Source organism: Kistimonas asteriae, from assembly GCF_018263925.1.
In the GTDB taxonomy this organism is placed as follows: Bacteria; Pseudomonadota; Gammaproteobacteria; order Pseudomonadales; family Endozoicomonadaceae; genus Kistimonas; species Kistimonas asteriae.
In genome coordinates this window covers 1-16,419 of the sequence record NZ_JAEVHF010000022.1, presented here as the reverse complement: position 1 = coordinate 16,419, position 16,419 = coordinate 1, and the positions used below count along the sequence as shown (strand labels likewise).

Sequence of the window (16,419 nt, the reverse complement as noted above, 5' to 3'; positions counted from 1 at the left end):
AAAAAAGGGAGTCGAAAGACTCCCTTTTTTATTGTGGCCCTTTAACGCTGGACTTCAGAGGTTTCCTCTTGTGGTTGCGCAGTGGATGAGCTTACTGCTTCTTGGGGCTTAACCTGTTGTTCGGCCTGTCTGCGCTTGATTTCCCGTGGGTCATTATGTGCCCGGGTGCGTCTTTTCCTGGGTGCCTCTGTTGTAGTGGAGCTCTCAGGCTTTTGAGTGCTTTTTACCTCAGCAGTGGGCTCAGAGATCGGGGCGGAAGCTCTGGTGTTTTGGTTGTCAGCAGTCTCTGCCTTAACAGGCTGGGCAGTCTGAGGACGTGAGCGTGTGGCGGTATCATCCGCTGTAGCGCCAGTGGTCTTGGGTTCAGGCTTGGGTGCTGAATCGGATGCCTTGGGCGCGGCGTGCACTGGTTGTGCCGTTCTTTCTTCCTTTTCTCTCCGCTCTTTTCTGGCAGGTCTTTCAGAGCGAGGCTTGGGAATATCGACAGTCTCAGTTGCCTGCGTCGGCTTTTGTGCCTGGCCGGAGTCACCCTTTGTGGCAGCAGTTGCTGCTTCAATCCCGGTGGGTTTGGGGTGACCCTCTGACCTTGCAGTCGCAGAGATGGCTTCAGCCAATCCCGTCATTTTGGGGGCTTCTGGTACAGCTTCTTTCGGTAGCTGCTCAGGTGTTTTCGCTGAGAGTTGGGGCGCTGTTTCAGGCTTTTCTGGTGCTTGAGTTACAGGCGCTTTTTGTGTGGTGCCAGAAGCTTCCCTGGTTTCCACTGCCACTGCCATTGCCTGAGGTGCTCTGCTCTCAGAGGGTGCGGCAGGCGTCTCAGTGATCGTTGCCTGTTCGTTTACAGGGCGAGCAGTTGTGCTGCGATCCTGTTCCTTGCGGGCCTTGCCCTGCTGCTGCTGCTGCTGCTGTTCGTTCGGACGAGATTGTTCCGAAACACGCTTTTCAGCTGATGCTGGCTCGGTTGGAGGGGCAACCTGTGTGTTGTTTTCGACCTGTTCGACCTGTTGCTGGCGATCGCGCTGAGAAGGGCGATTACTTCTGCGACGATTGGCCAGGTTGCGTGGACGGCGGCGGCGTTCATCTGACCCCGTAGTCTGCTCAGGCTGGCGTTCTTCGCGAGTTGGGCGATTGCTTTGTTTGTTCTCTTCCTGAGCCGGACGTTCCTGCTTAGGCGCCTGTTTGGGGCGCTGATTAGGGCCTTTGACGGTATCGCGCTCGCGTTTTTGATCCGCATTGCGTGAATCACGGCGCTGACGCTGGTTAGGGCGCCCCTGCTCTGGTTGCTGACTACTGCGTTGATCGCGACGATCACTGCGGTCGCTCTGGCGGCGTTGGTCTTGTTGTTTGGCGCCATTATTGCGAGGCTGTGGCTTTTCCTGGCTTCTGGAGGAGTCTGGCGCAGCCTTGTTTTGTGGCTGCTCTTCGCCCTTGAACAGGCCAGACAGGAAGCGGGACACAGAGCCGATCAATCCAATCTGCTCTTGGGTGGCAGGTTTCGCCGGTGCAGGTTGTGCCGGTCTGATATTTTTTACAGCCGCCTCACTGGTTTTGATGGCAGGTTTTTCCTGAACAAGCTCTTCAGCCGCTTCATCAATCTCAGTGGTAATTTCGAAGCTGTTCTCTTTTGCCTGAACAGCAGCGTGATCGTCCCGGAGACGTTGGACTTCAAAGTGTGGCGTTTCCAGGTTCGGGTTTGGGATGACCAGAACACGTACGTCGTTGCGTTTCTCAATTTTACTGATCACGCCACGTTTTTCGTTCAGCAGGAACGTGCCAACGCTGACGGGAACTTGCGCACGAATTTCAGAGGTTCGCTCTTTGAGTGCTTCTTCCTCCATCAGTCTCAGGATGGACAGTGCGAGAGAGCTGATATCGCGAATGGTGCCCTGGCCATGGCAGCGGGGGCAGACGATGCCGCTGGTTTCACCCAGAGAGGGGCGCAGACGCTGACGGGACATTTCCAGAAGGCCGAAACGGGAAATACGGCCAATCTGGACGCGGGCGCGGTCCATCTGGAGGGCGTCTTTCATCCGGTTTTCGACTTCGCGCTGGCTCTTGTTCGAGTTCATGTCAATGAAGTCGATGACAATCAGTCCGCCGATATCCCGCAACCGAAGCTGGCGTGCGATCTCGTCGGCGGCTTCAAGGTTGGTGTTGAGTGCAGTCTCTTCAATGTCACCACCGCGGGTGGCCCGAGCGGAGTTGATGTCAATGGATACCAGTGCTTCGGTGGGATCAATGACGATGGAGCCGCCAGAGGGAAGATTGACTTCACGCTGGAAGGCCGTCTCGATCTGGGTTTCGATCTGGAAGCGGTTGAACAGCGGTACCGTATCTTTATAGAGTTTGATGCGGCTCTGGTACTGCGGCATAACCTGGCGGATAAAGTCCAGGGCTTCTGCGTGAACCTTGGGGTTATCAACCAGTACTTCGCCGATGTCCTGGCGCAGGTAGTCGCGGATAGCCCGGATGATAACGTTGCTTTCCTGGTAGATCAGGAAGGGGGCGGAATTGGTGGATGCCGCTTCCTGGATGGAGTTCCAGAGCTGTAGAAGGTAGTCCAGATCCCACTGAAGCTCTTCGCTGCCGCGGCCCAGGCCGGCAGTACGAACGATAACACCCATTTCCTGAGGGATATCCAGCTGGCTGAGCGCTTCGCGGAGCTGAGTGCGTTCATCACCTTCAATACGACGAGAAATCCCGCCTGCACGAGGATTGTTGGGCATCAGAACCAGGTAGCGTCCGGCAAGGCTGATAAAGGTGGTCAGAGCAGCGCCTTTGTTACCACGCTCCTCTTTATCAACCTGAATGACGACTTCCTGACCTTCCCTGATGACATCCTTGATGTTCGGGCGGCCGGACTGGGTTTTGTTGAAATATTCGCGGGAGATTTCCTTTAAGGGGAGAAATCCGTGGCGTTCAGCACCGAAGTCGACAAACGCAGCTTCGAGGCTTGGCTCAATGCGGGTGATTTTGCCCTTGTAGATGTTGGCTTTTTTCTGTTCCCTGGCGTCGGATTCGATGTCCAGGTCATAGAGTCTCTGGCCATCGACCAGTGCAACCCGCAGCTCTTCCTGCTGGGTCGCATTGATAAGCATTCTTTTCATGAATTACCGATAGTATGTGGCGGCCATCCTCTTCAAGCGCGGTATCTCCTATTATTCATTCTTGTTGTTGCTTGTGTTGCTGTATATCGCTGCAAGCGTTTTTTCAGCGATGCCCATGGTTGTAACGGTCACCATACTGAAACGGCTTGCCAGGCCTTTCTGGCCTCAACATGGGCATACAGGTCTTATCTTGTGCGTTCTGCAGGTGGGTGGATAACCCGGCTGCAGTCAGCGAAGCATGAGTGCCTGCGTGCCGACTTCTGAAATCTTAATAGGAGCGCCTGACTGAAAAGGATAGCGCTAGTTAACTTTTGTCAGAGTCACGGCACGTTATGATGCCGTTCTTGCTGACTCTTTTTTACCCTTGTCACTCATACTTGGACACCGTCTACGGGAAAATTCTCCGTGGTCCTTGTGACAATTAATGGGTATTAAATCAATTGCTTATAACTTTCCGTCGCAATCACGTACTGATCTACGGCCGGTACCTGAAATATATCAGCAATTCCCGAGTGCAGCAAATGACCTGAAAGCTGGTAAGATGGCCGCATGAGTAATGAACAGCCTATATCTCCAGTAGTTGATGTCCGGGTACGTTTCGTTGAGGTGGATAGCGAGCGGGCCGGGCAGCGACTCGATAATTTCCTGAAGCTGCACCTTAAAGGGGTGCCGAAGACGCGTATATACCGGATTATTCGTAAGGGTGAAGTGCGGGTCAATAAAGGGCGTGTTACGGCCGATTACCGTTTGGTAGCGGGTGATAATGTCCGTATTCCGCCGGTCCGTATGGCCGAAAAGCCGCCGGCGCCATCGCCCAGTGCCGGAATGAGTGGCGCCATTGAGCAGAGTATTCTTTATGAGGATGATGCTTTGCTGGTGGTCAACAAGCCGAGCGGTATGGCCGTCCATGGCGGTAGTGGTGTGTCGCTTGGGGTGATTGAGGCGTTGCGGGCTATGCGTCCGGAAAGTCGTTTTCTTGAATTGGTGCATCGTCTGGATCGGGATACTTCTGGCTGCCTCCTGATTGCGAAGAAGCGCAGCATGCTCAAGCATTTGCATGTTCAGATGCAGTCAGGCAAAACTGAAAAAATATACCAGTTACTGGTATCAGGTCGTTGGCCGACCAGGCGACAGACGGTCAAGGCGCCATTGCTTAAGAATACCCTGCGTTCCGGTGAGCGGATTGTTGTGGTTCATCCTGAGGGTAAAGCCTCCGTAACCCATTTTCAGGTTCTTGAGCGGCTGGGCAGTTGCACATTGGTTGAGGCGCGCCTTGAGACAGGGCGAACCCATCAGATCCGGGTGCACTCGAGGCATGTTGGTTGCCCGATCGTCGGGGATGAAAAGTATGGTGATGATGAAACCAATAAAAGTATGAGGCAGCAGGGTGTTCGTCGACTGTTTCTGCATGCTGCCCGATTAAAGGTTCAGCTGCCTGATCAGCGCGAAATGGTGTTTGAGGCGCCTCTGCCTGAGGAATTGTGTGAAGGGTTACAACAACTGCGGGGCTAGTTGCCCTGCAGTCTTGATGATCTTGCTTGAATCAAAAAAGACTAAAAACCCGTGATGCAGGGATGAGTGTGATGGAAGTTCTGCCCTATAAGTTGGTTGTCTTTGACTGGGATGGCACGTTGGTGGATTCAGCGGAGCGTATTGTTGAGTGCCTTCGGTACGCTTCGCAAAACGTACGCCTGCCGCTCCTGTCGGACAGTGAATACAGCAATATCATCGGTTTGGGTATGTTTGAGGCAATCAGGCAGTTATATCCTGATTTGCCCGAATCTGACATCCATGTGTTTCGTGATGCCTATCGCGATGAGTTTTTGGGTAGAAGTCATGAGCCTTCCCCGTTTTTTTCCGGTATTCCGGATATTTTAAGTTTGCTTCAGCGAAAAGGGTACTCGCTGGCGGTGGCGACGGGTAAATCCCGTAAAGGGTTGGCCCGGGAGCTGGATGTCCGTGATATGGACGGTTTGTTTCATGCAACACGCTGTGCTGACGAAACACGCTCTAAGCCGGATCCTATGATGTTGCACCAGCTGGTGACGGAAGTGCGTTGTCAGCCAGAAGATGTGCTGATGATCGGTGACAGCATCTACGATATGGAAATGGCGGCAAGTGCCGGAATTGATCGATTGGCTGTCACCTGGGGTGTGCATGACCGATCGCGTTTGGCATCCTATGCGCCGGTACGTATCGCCGAGCGGGTCAGTGATATTTCAGATTCTCTGCTGTAATGATGAAAGGGTGCGGGTGCGGAATGCTGTTTTCGCTCCGGCATTGTGTGATTGATCGTTGATGGTACTTGAGGAGCTATATGTCGGATAAAGAGTGGGGGGGCGGCGCGTCGACCGGTGAGGATCGGCGTTTGATTGAAAAGCTCTTGTCAGGCGCGCTGGTCGAGCAACGGCGAGCCCGTCGCTGGGGGGTCTTCTTCAAGTTGATGACGCTGTTGTGGTTGTTTGCCGTGGCGGGTAGTCTGTTTATGTCATCACGTTCCATCGTGCCGGCTCCGGCGGGTAAGGGAGAGGGTTATACGGCACTGATTGAGGTGGATGGCGTGATTGCCTCGGGTGAGCAGGCCGGTGCAGATAATATTGTCGGTGGTCTGCGGGAGGCATTTGATGATCCGAATGTGAAGGGAGTCATCCTGCGTATTAATAGCCCTGGCGGGAGTCCCGTGCAATCAGGCTATATCTATGATGAGATTCGCCGTTTGAAGGGCGATCGCGATGATCTCAAAGTGTATGCCGTTATTGTCGATATTGGTGCATCGGGTGCGTACTACATCGCGTCAGCAGCGGATGAAATTTATGCGGATAAGGCCAGTCTTGTAGGCTCGATTGGTGCCTATATGGCTAGTTTTGGTCTGGATGGCGTCATGGATAAAGTGGGAGTAACCCGCCGGTTTTATAAGTCGGGTGACTTCAAAGGCTTTTCTGATCCTTTCCAGCCGGAAGATCCGGTGGCAGCAGAGCATATTAAGACAACTGTAGCCTCAATCCATCAGCAGTTCATTGATAGTGTCAAGCTTGGTCGTGGTGATCGTCTGAGTGATGACCCGCTGCTGTATTCTGGTTTGATCTGGTCAGGCGAGCAGGCGGAGGATTTGGGGCTTGTTGATGGTCTGGGCAGCTCAAGCTACGTGGCTCGGGAGTTGATTGGTGAAGAAATGATTGTCGATTTTACACCGCAATTATCACCATTTGAGCGGTTTGCCCGTCAACTGGGCATGGGGGTCATGCATACGATGGTCAATGTGTTGGGGCTGGATGGTCTGAGTGTTCGCTAACGTTATTAAAAATTAAGCTATGTGGCCAGCCAGTGTGGCTGGCCTTTGATCTGTGTTATGGAAGTTGCAGTCCATAGATTCTGAGCATTTTTGACAGGGTGATCAGTGGCAGTCCTTCCAGTGCCGTTGGATCGTCACCTGATAGTGATTCAAATAGCGATATGCCCAGTGATTCCCACTTGAAGCTGCCTGCGCAATCCAGCGGTTGATCCTTCTCTATATAGCGTGTGATTTCGTCGCTGCTCAGTTGTCTGAAGGTGACGTGGAAGGGGATGACAGTTGATTGATGTTTGCCTGTAGCAGAATCCAGAAGGCACAGTCCAGTTAGGAATTGTACGGTTTTCTCGCTGCACAAGCTCAGTTGTTCAAAGGCTTTTTCGGCTGTTTTGGGTTTGCCCAGTATCTGGTCGTTTAATACGGCGACCTGGTCGGATCCGATAATCAATGCATCAGAGTATTGGTTGCTGCAGGTGGTTGCCTTGCTCAGGCTTAAGCGCTCGGCCATCAGGTGAGGGGGTTCATCTGACTGCCTGAGTTCAGAAATGTCAGGGGCGCACCATGAGAAAGGGATCTGCAGGCGTTCAAGGAGTCTGCGTCGGTAGATTGAGCCTGAGGCCAGAATAAGTTGTTGTGCTGTTGCCGGCATAATTCGGTAGGAAGTTGGTTGCGGAAGATGGTCAGTGTATCGTTCAGTTATATCGAGCGCGAGCGGCTGCGGTTAATGATATTCCGCAAAAGCGTTTGAAGCCCTTTGACAGGCATTGAGCATGGCCCTATTATTGCGCGCTTATGTTAAATGGTCAGTTACCCAAACACATCACACCGCGCAAGTTTGCTCAGACTGAGACGGAACTTGCCGGTCGTATCGCGGTCAGTGAACTTGACCGGCTGGCGGATATGCTGGCTGGCGAGGACGCAGAGGTGGCTTTGTCACTGGCGTTTTCCTTGGATGACCGTCGTCGTCCCAGGATTACCGGTGAGCTGGAGGCTGAGTTGCCGATGCTCTGTCAGCGGTGCCTTGATGTTGTAAATGTTAAAATTCGGACTGGACTTAATCTGGCGGTTGTCTGGTCCGAAGAACAGGCGAAAGCCTTGCCGAAGGATGTTGACCCGTTGATTCTTGAGGATGACACCACGGATCTGAGCCAGCTGGTCGAAGACGAGCTGTTGCTAAGTGTTCCGCTGGTGGCTTATCACGAGAATACACAGTGTCATGCCGGGCAGGTCTTCAGTACGGATCCCGATTTTGGCGAAGATGTTGCTGAAGAAGTGCAGGAAAAGCCTAACCCGTTCAGTGTGCTGGCACAGTTGAAGACTGGCGATTAATCCATTCAGGAGAGTTAACTCATGGCAGTTCAGCAGAACCGCAAAACCCGTTCACGGCGCGACATGCGTCGTTCTCACGACGCACTGGGCACTTCCGCCCTGTCCGTTGATGCAGCCAGCGGCGAAACCCATCGTCGTCACCACGTGACTGCAGACGGTTTCTACCGTGGCAAGAAGGTCGTTGCCGGCAAGAACGACGAATAAGTCGTCTTGAGCCAGCAAAAGACGATTGCGCTGGATGTGATGAGCGGGGACAGAAGTCCCCGCTTTCGTATTGCTGCAGCGCTGGATTGTTTGTCCCTCCATCCTGGTCTTCACTTCATCCTTGTTGGCGACCGCCACTTTATTCGAGACTCTCTCACGGGCAGCGCGGCTGAGTTGCGCTCACGTATCACCGTGGTTCATGCTGACCAGGTGGTCACCATGGATGACCGTCCCTCACTGGCGTTGCGTAGAAAACAGAATTCCTCCATGTGGCGTGCGCTGGAACAGGTGTCAATGGGTGTTGCCCAGGCCTGTGTGAGTGCCGGGAATACCGGCGCGCTAATGGCGATGGGGCGTTTCCTTCTCAAAACGCATCCTGGGATTGATCGCCCGGCAATTATCGGCCAGATCCCCTCTATTGGTCGCGACACCTTCATGCTGGACTTAGGTGCTAATGTAGATTGCAACTCAGAGCATCTGTATCAGTTTGCGGTGTTGGGTTCGCTGATGTTGTCGGAGGTGTTGGGTATTGCTGCGCCGACAATTGGACTGTTGAATGTCGGACAGGAAGATATCAAGGGTGATGAACGGGTCAGGTTGGCGCAGGAGTTGATTCTTGGAAACCCTGGATTGAATTATCAGGGGTTTGTTGAAGGGCATGATATTTTTCGTGGTGCTGTCGATCTGGTTGTCTGTGACGGTTTTCCAGGTAATGTCGCCCTGAAGGCTGGAGAAGGTGCATCTGCTTATATCAGTCATGTCATGCGGCAAGGTACCGGTCTGACCGGCTGGCGCAAGCTCTATCGCTACCTGGCGTTACCGTTTATTCGCCATATGGTACAGCAGATTGATCCCAGTCGTTTCAATGGCGCCAGTTTTCTGGGGCTTCAGGGTGTCGTCGTGAAAAGTCATGGTGACGCGGATCGGCGTGAGTTTGGCTATGCCCTGGAGAGGGCGGTCATGGAGGTTGAGCGCAACGCCATCTACCGCATCAACGACAAGCTTGAATCCTATTTCTGATCGCTTCAGTCATACTTTATGTCTGTTGTTACCAGCCGGTAATGGTTGCGCAACATATTTTAACGATTGGATGGAAATCATTCCTTATAATGGCCCAATTCGACAGGTGTCCATGAGGCAGAGTGGCGTAAGCAATAATGAGTGACAAGTTCGCAGTGGTTTTTCCCGGCCAGGGATCGCAAAAGGTAGGGATGTTGGCAGAAGTGACTGCCGGCAGTGATATTATTCGCGCTACCTTTTCTGAGGCGTCTGAAGTGCTTAATTTTGACCTGGGGCAAATGATTGCTGAAGGTCCGGCCGAAGCATTAAATCAGACTGAAAACACACAGCCTGCCTTGCTGGCTTCCAGTGTTGCATTGTGGCGGCTCTGGGCGGAGCGTGAAGGTGTGCCGGCCATGATGGCAGGGCACAGTTTGGGTGAGTACTCCGTGCTGGTTTGTGCTGGCGTGATCTCCTTTGCTGATGGTTTGAAGCTGGTTCGTAACCGGGGCCGTTACATGCAGGACGCCGTGCCTGCTGGTACCGGTGGTATGGCTGCGGTTCTGGGTTTGGCGGATGAGGATGTCGTACGTGTCTGTAGTGAGGTGGCTGAGCAGTCCGGTGAAGTCCTTGAAGCTGTGAATTTCAATGCACCCGGTCAGGTGGTTGTTGCCGGCAGTAAAGTCGCCGTTGAGCAATCGGTTGATGCGTTTTCCGCCGCTGGTGCCCGCAAGGTTATGCCTTTACCTGTCAGCGTGCCCTCCCATTGTGCTCTGATGAAGCCTGCCGCAAAACGGTTGTCGGAAGATCTGGCTGCTGTGATGTTCAATGCGCCCTGTATTCCCGTTGTGCAAAATGTCTCTGCGCAGGTTGTCGATGATGTTGAGCAGATTCGTGAGAACCTGGTTCGCCAGCTCTATAGTCCAGTGCGCTGGGTTGAGACCATTCGTTTGATGGCAGACTCTGGCGTTTCACGGTTGTTTGAGTGTGGTCCGGGTAATGTGCTGGCAGGCCTGGGTAAGCGGATTGAGCGCTCGCAGGTATACACATCCCTTGAATCAGCTGCCGCTTATGCTGAACTGTCTTCCTGATCATGGATAAATTCGGGACCAAGAGGTTTATATGGCTTTAACGGATAAGGTGGCGCTGGTGACAGGCGCGAGTCGTGGAATTGGTCGTGCTATCGCCATGCGACTGGGGGCTGAGGGTGCCATTGTTGTTGGTACGGCCACTACTGATGCTGGTGCAGAGGCGATTTCGGCGGCGCTTGCAGAGGCAGGTATCCGTGGACGTGGTCTGTGCCTTGATGTGGCAAACAGTGATTCAGTGACTTCTGTCGTCAAATCCGTCACCGAGGAATTTGGTGCCCCGGTAATTTTGGTTAATAATGCCGGCATTACCCGTGATAACATCCTCATGCGAATGAAGGATGATGAATGGGATTCGGTGATTAATACCAATCTCGGTTCCATTTATCGCCTCAGTAAAGCCTGTGTGCGTGGCATGACCAAAGCCCGTGAAGGCCGGATCATCAATATTAGTTCGGTCGTCGGCTCCATGGGAAATGCAGGTCAATCCAATTACGCAGCGGCCAAGGCCGGGCTGGAGGGTTTTTCCCGTTCACTGGCTCGCGAGCTGGGAAGCCGTCAGGTTACAGTAAATGCGGTAGCGCCCGGATTTATTGATACAGATATGACACGATCGTTGCCTGAAGAGCAGCGTGACATGCTGTTGACCCAGGTGCCGCTTGCGCGTCTGGGGCAGCCGGAAGAAATCGCCGGTGTGGTTGCTTTTCTTGCGGGTGACGCCGGTGGTTATATCACAGGCGAAACGATTCATGTCAACGGTGGCATGTATATGGGCTAATGCCCACGAAATGATATCGGCCACTGCGGTCAGTGGTCGGTCTGATTGCGATAAATACTCTTTGAGCGGCCTTGAAATTCTCGCAATCGTTTATATACACTTACTTTTCGCAGCTGAGGCTGCATGGAATGTTAACAGGAGCACAACAAGGCATGAGTACCATTGAAGAGCGCGTCAAAAAGATTGTTTGCGAACAACTTGGCGTGAAAGAAGAGGAAGTGACCAATGATGCGTCCTTCGTCGAAGATCTGGGCGCGGATTCTTTGGACACTGTAGAACTCGTCATGGCGCTCGAGGAAGAGTTCGAGACTGAGATTCCTGACGAGGAAGCAGAAAAGATTACTACCGTGCAGGAAGCTATCGACTACGTCGTTTCCCACCAGTAATTCTGCAAGAATTTCTGAAAAAGCCGCACTGGCAGTTCTGTGAGTGCGGCTTTTCTGTATCTGGCTTTTTCCTTCCGGGATGTATTTCTGCGCGTTTTAAAGGCGCCAGGTCCACACTCCAGCCAATTTGTGGTATCAATCCGTCATGACTGGTGTGGGGATCGTTAATGATCAAGGCAAATGTGTGGGTTGATGGTGAGCCTTGTACGGTGTTGCCGACGGATGATCGTGGGCTCGCTTACGGTGATGGTGTTTTTGAGACGGTGAAGGTGGTGTCTGGCCAGATGATGCTGGACGGCTATCACTGGGATCGCTTGCAGACCTCCTGTCGTCAGCTTGGGATAGACGCTGATATTGTGTTTTGGCAACAAACCGTTTCCCGTTTTCTCGCTGACCGAGCGACGGGCATTCTCAAAATGATTGTCACCCGGGGGAGTGGTGGGCGTGGCTACAACCCGAAAGGTTGTCGCAGCCGGTTGATTCTTTCATGGCATGTCCTCCCTGAATACCCTGCTGCGTATTGGCAAAAGGGGGTCGCGCTCTATCCCTGCGCTACGGTGCTTGGTCTGCAGCCATCGACTGCCGGTCTCAAGCATCTGAATCGCCTGGAGCAGGTTGTGGCGCGATCAGAGTGGGATGACCCGCGTTATGCAGAAGGTCTCTTAAAGGATCTGAATGGCAACCTGATTGAAGGAACGATGACGAACCTGTTTCTGGTAACATCGGAGGGGTTGTGGACGCCGGATTTGAAAATGTCCGGCGTGGCAGGTGTTATGAGGCAGTGGATTCTGGATAATATGCCTCAATACGGAATCAAAACACAGGTTTCTGATATCTCGCTGGATGCGTTGCAAAAGGCATCCGAAGTGTTTGTCTGTAACAGTGTGAATGGTGTGTGGCCTGTTGTTGCTTATGCCGATCTGCAGTGGGCGCCTGGGCCTGTTACGCGGCATGTGCAGTCTGCCGTTTCTGGGATTTTGAATGTCTGAAAATAAAGTGCCTCGAAAGCCCCTGTTTTATGTGCTGCTGATGCTGTTGGCAGCCTCTTTGTTGCTGCTTTTTTCCTGGCGTTGGTTGCAGGCCTATCTGGAAGAGCCGGTGAATACACTGGATGATGGCACGGTCTTTGTGGTGAATGCCGGGGAATCGTTCAGCAGAGTCAGTCGCCGGCTCGAAGAGCGGGGCATTTTGCGCCTGCCGGATGTTTTCAGGCTCTATGCCCGGGTGATCGGTGAAGATACGGGCCTGAGAGCGGGTGAGTATCTGGTGAAGCCTGAAACCACGGTTTCTGGTTTGCTGGAACTGCTGACGTCCGGTAGGGTCATACTTCACAGTGCGACGCTGATCGAAGGACGAACACTGGCAGAAAATATGGGCATGCTGTCAGAGAATAAAAAACTCGTGTTTGAGTTGGCTGGTTTGAGTGGTCAGGAAATACTCAAAAAACTGGGGTTTTCTGATGCCTCGGCTGAAGGCATGTTCTTTCCTGACACCTATTATTTTGAGGCGGGTGATACCGATACCTCCATATTGCGCCGCGCTTACCTGCGTATGCAGGAGGTACTGGCCAAAGAGTGGGCCAGAAAAGCATCGGGTCTGCCTTACGAATCGCCCTATGAGGCGTTGATCATGGCGTCATTGATCGAGCGTGAAACCGGTGTTCCCGAAGAGCGAGGGCAGATTGCCGGTGTCTTTGTCCGTCGCTTACAGAAGGGCATGCGTTTGCAGACGGATCCGTCGGTGATCTATGGCCTGGGTGATGCATTCCAGGGGAACCTGACCCGAAAGCATTTGAGGGCCTATACGCCTTATAACACCTACAGAATCAAGGGGTTGCCGCCTACCCCCATCGCGTTGGCGGGGCGTGAATCGATTCGTGCCGCGTTGCATCCACAAGCAGGTGATGCACTCTATTTTGTGGCGCGTGGTGATGGCTCCCATAAGTTTTCGAAAACACTGGCTGAGCATAATGCAGCGGTCAGGAAGTACCAGTTAATACGACGCAAGGGGTATCGCAGTTCGCCCCTGGTCACCACGGAGTAAGGTGAAAACATGTCTGAGAGACAATACCCCGGTCTTTTCATGACCGTTGAAGGTGGTGAAGGCGCCGGTAAGACGACGAATATCGCGTATATCAAGGAATGGCTGACGAAGCACAACATTGAATTTGTTCATACCCGTGAACCGGGCGGTACGCCGTTAGCGGAACGCATCCGAGAGCTGTTGTTGGCCAAGTCGGATGAGGCGATTGCGGAAAAGGCTGAACTACTGTTGGTGTTCGCGGCAAGGGCCCAGCACTTGGATCAGGTGATTGTTCCTGCACTTCAGGCAGGCAAGGTGGTGTTGTGTGACCGGTTTACCGATGCAACCTATGCCTATCAGGGAGCTGGACGCGGTCTGGATAAACGTCATATCGCCACTCTGGAAAGTTTGGTGCAGGAAAGTTTGCGGCCTGATCTGACCATTTTGCTGGATCTACCGGTGGCTGCTGGTATGGCGAGAGTGAGTCAGCGGGGAGAACTGGATCGTTTTGAGCAGGAGGCCCTGTCATTTTTTGAGCGTGTGCGTACGGCCTACCTGGAAAGAGCGGCAGTGTTTGAGCATCAGTATGCCATCGTCGATGCATCACAAGGGTTGGATGACGTACAGGCAGATATCGGTGTGATTCTTCAGAACAGGTTGTCAGCCTATGCCGGAGAGTAAATCGTTATTTGAGCCTTATGCCTGGCTGGATGTTCATTGGCTGCAAATGACAGAACGCTTCGCTGAAGGAAGGCTTGCGCACGCTTACCTGATGCGGGGAGCTGCTGGTATCGGCAAACTTGATTTTGCCCAGGCATTTGGGCGATACGTTCTCTGTCAGGACAAGGTGGATGGTCAGTCCTGTGGTCGTTGCCGCAGCTGTCAGTTGAACATGGCGGGAACGCATCCTGATTTTCTGTTGATTGAGCCGGAATCTCCTGGAAAGGGGATACGGGTTGATCAGATTCGCGCATTGATTGAATTTTCGGCCAAGACGGCCCAACAGGGTGGTTATCGGGTGGTGGTGCTGAGTCCTGCCGAAAGCATGAATACCAATGCGGCTAATGCGTTGCTGAAATGCCTTGAGGAGCCGGGGGATAACACGCTGTTGATGCTGGTCAGTCACCAGATATCCGCGATTCTTCCTACAATCCGAAGTCGCTGCCAGTTACTGGCCTTTGATAAGCCTGATGAGAAGGCTTCCCTGGATTGGCTGATGCCGTTGTGTGACGATGCTGAACAGGCACGAAATCTGTTGACGCTGTCGGGTGGCTGTCCTCTTGGGGCGCGTGCTTACCTTGAGAATGGCCTGGAAAAACAGCTCGCGAGAATGCAGAAAGATCTTGGTGCCGTAACTCGTGGAGAGGTAGCGCCGGTCGAGGTTGCGTTGGCCTGGCAGGATTTTGAGCCCGTCATCGTGCTGGAGTGGTTGGCAGGTTGGTCTGCGGAGATGGCCGGTTATGTATCGACATCGGATGATGCCTGTATCCGCTCTCAATCCATGGCTAAAATGCTGTCTTATATTGCAAAAAAGGCTGGAGCCAAGCGGTTGTTGGCGTTTCATGTTTGGTTATTGCAGCAGAAAAGCCGTTTAAGTGGGCAGGTCAACCTGAATCGCCAGCTGCTCATGGAAGCGGTGCTATTTCGCTGGTTGCAGCTTACAATGAAACAGGGATGACAAGAATAATCATGCATGTGTTCCGCTATTTGACCGTTTGATATGTGGGGCATGGGAGAGGGCAATTATGGTAGGTATGGCGAAAGGCAGTATTCTGTCGGTTTCGATCAAGGATAAAGCGGTTTTATACGAGTCTTACATGCCGTTCCTGGTCAATGGTGGTCTGTTTATTCCGACCAACAAAAAATATCCGATGGGTGCCGAGGTTTTCCTCCGCCTTTCGCTGATGGATGAGGCGGAGAAGATTCCTGTGCCGGGTAAGGTGGTCTGGATTACACCGCCGGGCTCCCAGGGGAACCGTAACCCGGGTATTGGTGTCCAATTCACAGAAGCTAATGAGGTGGCGCGAACCAAGATAGAAGCGTATCTGGCCGGTTCAGTAACGTCCGATCGCCCCACCACCACGATGTAGTTCAGGTATGTTTATAGATTCACACTGTCATCTTGATCGTCTTAAACTTGACCCTTATGAAGGTGATGTCAGCAAAGCGGTTGAGGCTGCCTTTGCTAACGGGGTCAGTGGGATATTGTCGGTCTGTATTGATCTTGAGCACTTTCAATCTGTGCTTGATATGACCCGTTTTGATAATGTCTGGGCTTCTGTAGGAGTTCATCCACTGGATTTGGATGGTCAGGTGCCGTCCGTTGAGACATTAAAACAGTTGTCTGACCACCCCAAGGTTGTGGCCATTGGGGAGACAGGGCTGGACTATTACTACAGTAAAGATCACAAGCAACAGCAGCAGGAATGGTTTGCCATGCAGTTGACTGCTGCGGCTGAGCAGCGGTTGCCGATTATTGTTCATACCCGCGATGCCCGCGAAGATACGTTGAATTTGATTGCAGTACATGGTTCTCCGGAATCTGCCGGGGTAATGCACTGCTTTACGGAAAGTTGGGATATGGCTAAAAAAGCCATGGACATGAATTTCTATATTTCATTTTCAGGCATTGTGACGTTCAAGAATGCCGATGAGCTACGAGAGGTTGCCCGTAAAGTCCCTCTGGATCGGATTTTGATTGAAACGGACTCCCCTTATCTGGCGCCAGTCCCTTTTCGCGGTAAATCCAATGAGCCAAAATATGTACCAGAAGTGGGTAAGTTTATTGCTGAATTAAAAGGCGTCTCTGTTGAAGCACTGGCGGAGCATACGACAAATAACTTCTTCACCCTCTTTAATAAAGCAGCCCAATAAGTTGCTTTATTTCATTTTAAGGTACCGCTTTAAATACCGTTCTGCGTGTTCATACTTATTGTGGTTGAATCATCTCCCTATAATTCACCTCCTGTTGCGGTCAGCTTCTTAGCGACCCGGTCGTCAAACGCAGGATTGTCCACAGGATAAAACGAGCGATTGACACAAGGCCGAAACGCTGTAGAATGCGCCGCCTGTCAACGAGCTTCGCTCTCCGGTTTCACCGGACGAAACAAGCGCTTGACACTGAAGTCCGCCACTGTAGAATGGCGGCCTCGCTGAAGCGGGCAAGGTTCTCCGGAACGCAGCCTGGACATCTTCAACGAGCTGTTCTTTAACAAATTAT

General features: G+C 52.6%; 17 protein-coding genes. 15 read left to right on the top strand and 2 right to left on the bottom strand.

Annotation, left to right across the window (positions count from 1 at the left end):
• Nucleotides 1-41: 41 nt before the first annotated feature.
• Nucleotides 42-3,104, bottom strand: coding sequence for a ribonuclease E (gene rne, locus KHS78_RS19450; RefSeq protein WP_211830460.1), 3,063 nt, complete (start codon nucleotides 3,102-3,104; stop codon nucleotides 42-44).
• A 549-nt stretch (nucleotides 3,105-3,653) separates the two neighbouring features.
• Here rne and rluC point away from each other — a divergent pair.
• From rluC to KHS78_RS19435, 3 genes are all read left to right on the top strand, one after another.
• A complete protein-coding gene (rluC, locus tag KHS78_RS19445; RefSeq protein WP_211830459.1) occupies nucleotides 3,654-4,616 on the top strand; it encodes a 23S rRNA pseudouridine(955/2504/2580) synthase RluC in 963 nt (320 codons plus the stop codon).
• 71 nt (nucleotides 4,617-4,687) lie between these two features.
• A complete protein-coding gene (locus KHS78_RS19440) occupies nucleotides 4,688-5,341 on the top strand; it encodes an HAD family hydrolase (RefSeq protein ID WP_211830458.1) in 654 nt (217 codons plus the stop codon).
• A gap of 80 nt (nucleotides 5,342-5,421) precedes the next feature.
• Nucleotides 5,422-6,396, top strand: coding sequence for a S49 family peptidase (locus KHS78_RS19435; protein WP_211830457.1), 975 nt, complete (start codon nucleotides 5,422-5,424; stop codon nucleotides 6,394-6,396).
• A 55-nt stretch (nucleotides 6,397-6,451) separates the two neighbouring features.
• Here KHS78_RS19435 and KHS78_RS19430 read toward each other — a convergent pair whose 3' ends face one another.
• Nucleotides 6,452-7,042 carry a Maf family protein gene (locus KHS78_RS19430; RefSeq protein WP_211830456.1) on the bottom strand — a complete coding sequence of 197 codons (591 nt, stop codon included), beginning with the start codon at nucleotides 7,040-7,042 and terminating at the stop codon, nucleotides 6,452-6,454.
• Between the two features lie 143 nt (nucleotides 7,043-7,185).
• Here KHS78_RS19430 and KHS78_RS19425 point away from each other — a divergent pair, with 143 nt between their 5' ends.
• The 12 genes from KHS78_RS19425 (at nucleotide 7,186) to KHS78_RS19370 (ending at nucleotide 16,073) form a co-directional block, all read left to right on the top strand.
• Nucleotides 7,186-7,722 carry a YceD family protein gene (locus KHS78_RS19425; protein WP_211830454.1) on the top strand — a complete coding sequence of 179 codons (537 nt, stop codon included), beginning with the start codon at nucleotides 7,186-7,188 and terminating at the stop codon, nucleotides 7,720-7,722.
• A 21-nt stretch (nucleotides 7,723-7,743) separates the two neighbouring features.
• Complete coding sequence (gene rpmF, locus KHS78_RS19420; RefSeq protein WP_211830453.1) at nucleotides 7,744-7,926, top strand: 50S ribosomal protein L32; 183 nt, start codon at nucleotides 7,744-7,746, stop codon at nucleotides 7,924-7,926.
• Nucleotides 7,927-7,932: 6 nt separating this feature from the next.
• Nucleotides 7,933-8,946 (top strand): phosphate acyltransferase PlsX, encoded by a 1,014-nt coding sequence (gene plsX, locus KHS78_RS19415; RefSeq protein WP_211830451.1) that lies wholly within the window; start codon nucleotides 7,933-7,935, stop codon nucleotides 8,944-8,946.
• Between the two features lie 137 nt (nucleotides 8,947-9,083).
• Nucleotides 9,084-10,016, top strand: a complete 933-nt coding sequence (fabD, locus tag KHS78_RS19410) for an ACP S-malonyltransferase (RefSeq protein ID WP_211830449.1) — start codon at nucleotides 9,084-9,086, stop codon at nucleotides 10,014-10,016.
• A gap of 31 nt (nucleotides 10,017-10,047) precedes the next feature.
• Nucleotides 10,048-10,791: a 3-oxoacyl-ACP reductase FabG gene (fabG, locus tag KHS78_RS19405; RefSeq protein WP_211830447.1), complete on the top strand. Its 744-nt coding sequence runs from the start codon at nucleotides 10,048-10,050 to the stop codon at nucleotides 10,789-10,791.
• A 152-nt stretch (nucleotides 10,792-10,943) separates the two neighbouring features.
• A complete protein-coding gene (gene acpP, locus KHS78_RS19400) occupies nucleotides 10,944-11,177 on the top strand; it encodes an acyl carrier protein (protein ID WP_211830445.1) in 234 nt (77 codons plus the stop codon).
• A 167-nt stretch (nucleotides 11,178-11,344) separates the two neighbouring features.
• Complete coding sequence (pabC, locus tag KHS78_RS19395) at nucleotides 11,345-12,166, top strand: aminodeoxychorismate lyase (RefSeq protein WP_211830444.1); 822 nt, start codon at nucleotides 11,345-11,347, stop codon at nucleotides 12,164-12,166.
• Nucleotides 12,159-13,220 carry an endolytic transglycosylase MltG gene (gene mltG, locus KHS78_RS19390; protein ID WP_211830442.1) on the top strand — a complete coding sequence of 354 codons (1,062 nt, stop codon included), beginning with the start codon at nucleotides 12,159-12,161 and terminating at the stop codon, nucleotides 13,218-13,220. The genes pabC and mltG overlap by 8 nt, the downstream gene beginning before the upstream one ends.
• Nucleotides 13,221-13,229: 9 nt before the next feature.
• On the top strand, nucleotides 13,230-13,880 hold the full coding sequence (tmk, locus tag KHS78_RS19385; RefSeq protein WP_211830440.1) for a dTMP kinase: 651 nt from the start codon (nucleotides 13,230-13,232) through the stop codon (nucleotides 13,878-13,880).
• Nucleotides 13,867-14,877, top strand: coding sequence for a DNA polymerase III subunit delta' (locus tag KHS78_RS19380; protein ID WP_211830439.1), 1,011 nt, complete (start codon nucleotides 13,867-13,869; stop codon nucleotides 14,875-14,877). The genes tmk and KHS78_RS19380 overlap by 14 nt, the downstream gene beginning before the upstream one ends.
• A gap of 67 nt (nucleotides 14,878-14,944) precedes the next feature.
• Nucleotides 14,945-15,289: a PilZ domain-containing protein gene (locus tag KHS78_RS19375; RefSeq protein ID WP_246506691.1), complete on the top strand. Its 345-nt coding sequence runs from the start codon at nucleotides 14,945-14,947 to the stop codon at nucleotides 15,287-15,289.
• 7 nt (nucleotides 15,290-15,296) lie between these two features.
• Nucleotides 15,297-16,073, top strand: coding sequence for a TatD family hydrolase (locus KHS78_RS19370; RefSeq protein WP_211830438.1), 777 nt, complete (start codon nucleotides 15,297-15,299; stop codon nucleotides 16,071-16,073).
• The last annotated feature ends 346 nt before the right edge of the window (nucleotides 16,074-16,419 follow it).

Coding starts and splice junctions, on each gene's coding strand:
- rne (WP_211830460.1), bottom strand. CDS start 3,104: ATGAAAAGAATGCTTATCAATGCGACCCAGCAGGAAGAGCTGCGGGTT.
- rluC (WP_211830459.1), top strand. CDS start 3,654: ATGAGTAATGAACAGCCTATATCTCCAGTAGTTGATGTCCGGGTACGT.
- KHS78_RS19440 (WP_211830458.1), top strand. CDS start 4,688: ATGGAAGTTCTGCCCTATAAGTTGGTTGTCTTTGACTGGGATGGCACG.
- KHS78_RS19435 (WP_211830457.1), top strand. CDS start 5,422: ATGTCGGATAAAGAGTGGGGGGGCGGCGCGTCGACCGGTGAGGATCGG.
- KHS78_RS19430 (WP_211830456.1), bottom strand. CDS start 7,042: ATGCCGGCAACAGCACAACAACTTATTCTGGCCTCAGGCTCAATCTAC.
- KHS78_RS19425 (WP_211830454.1), top strand. CDS start 7,186: ATGTTAAATGGTCAGTTACCCAAACACATCACACCGCGCAAGTTTGCT.
- rpmF (WP_211830453.1), top strand. CDS start 7,744: ATGGCAGTTCAGCAGAACCGCAAAACCCGTTCACGGCGCGACATGCGT.
- fabD (WP_211830449.1), top strand. CDS start 9,084: ATGAGTGACAAGTTCGCAGTGGTTTTTCCCGGCCAGGGATCGCAAAAG.
- fabG (WP_211830447.1), top strand. CDS start 10,048: ATGGCTTTAACGGATAAGGTGGCGCTGGTGACAGGCGCGAGTCGTGGA.
- acpP (WP_211830445.1), top strand. CDS start 10,944: ATGAGTACCATTGAAGAGCGCGTCAAAAAGATTGTTTGCGAACAACTT.
- pabC (WP_211830444.1), top strand. CDS start 11,345: ATGATCAAGGCAAATGTGTGGGTTGATGGTGAGCCTTGTACGGTGTTG.
- mltG (WP_211830442.1), top strand. CDS start 12,159: ATGTCTGAAAATAAAGTGCCTCGAAAGCCCCTGTTTTATGTGCTGCTG.
- tmk (WP_211830440.1), top strand. CDS start 13,230: ATGTCTGAGAGACAATACCCCGGTCTTTTCATGACCGTTGAAGGTGGT.
- KHS78_RS19380 (WP_211830439.1), top strand. CDS start 13,867: ATGCCGGAGAGTAAATCGTTATTTGAGCCTTATGCCTGGCTGGATGTT.
- KHS78_RS19375 (WP_246506691.1), top strand. CDS start 14,945: ATGGTAGGTATGGCGAAAGGCAGTATTCTGTCGGTTTCGATCAAGGAT.
- KHS78_RS19370 (WP_211830438.1), top strand. CDS start 15,297: ATGTTTATAGATTCACACTGTCATCTTGATCGTCTTAAACTTGACCCT.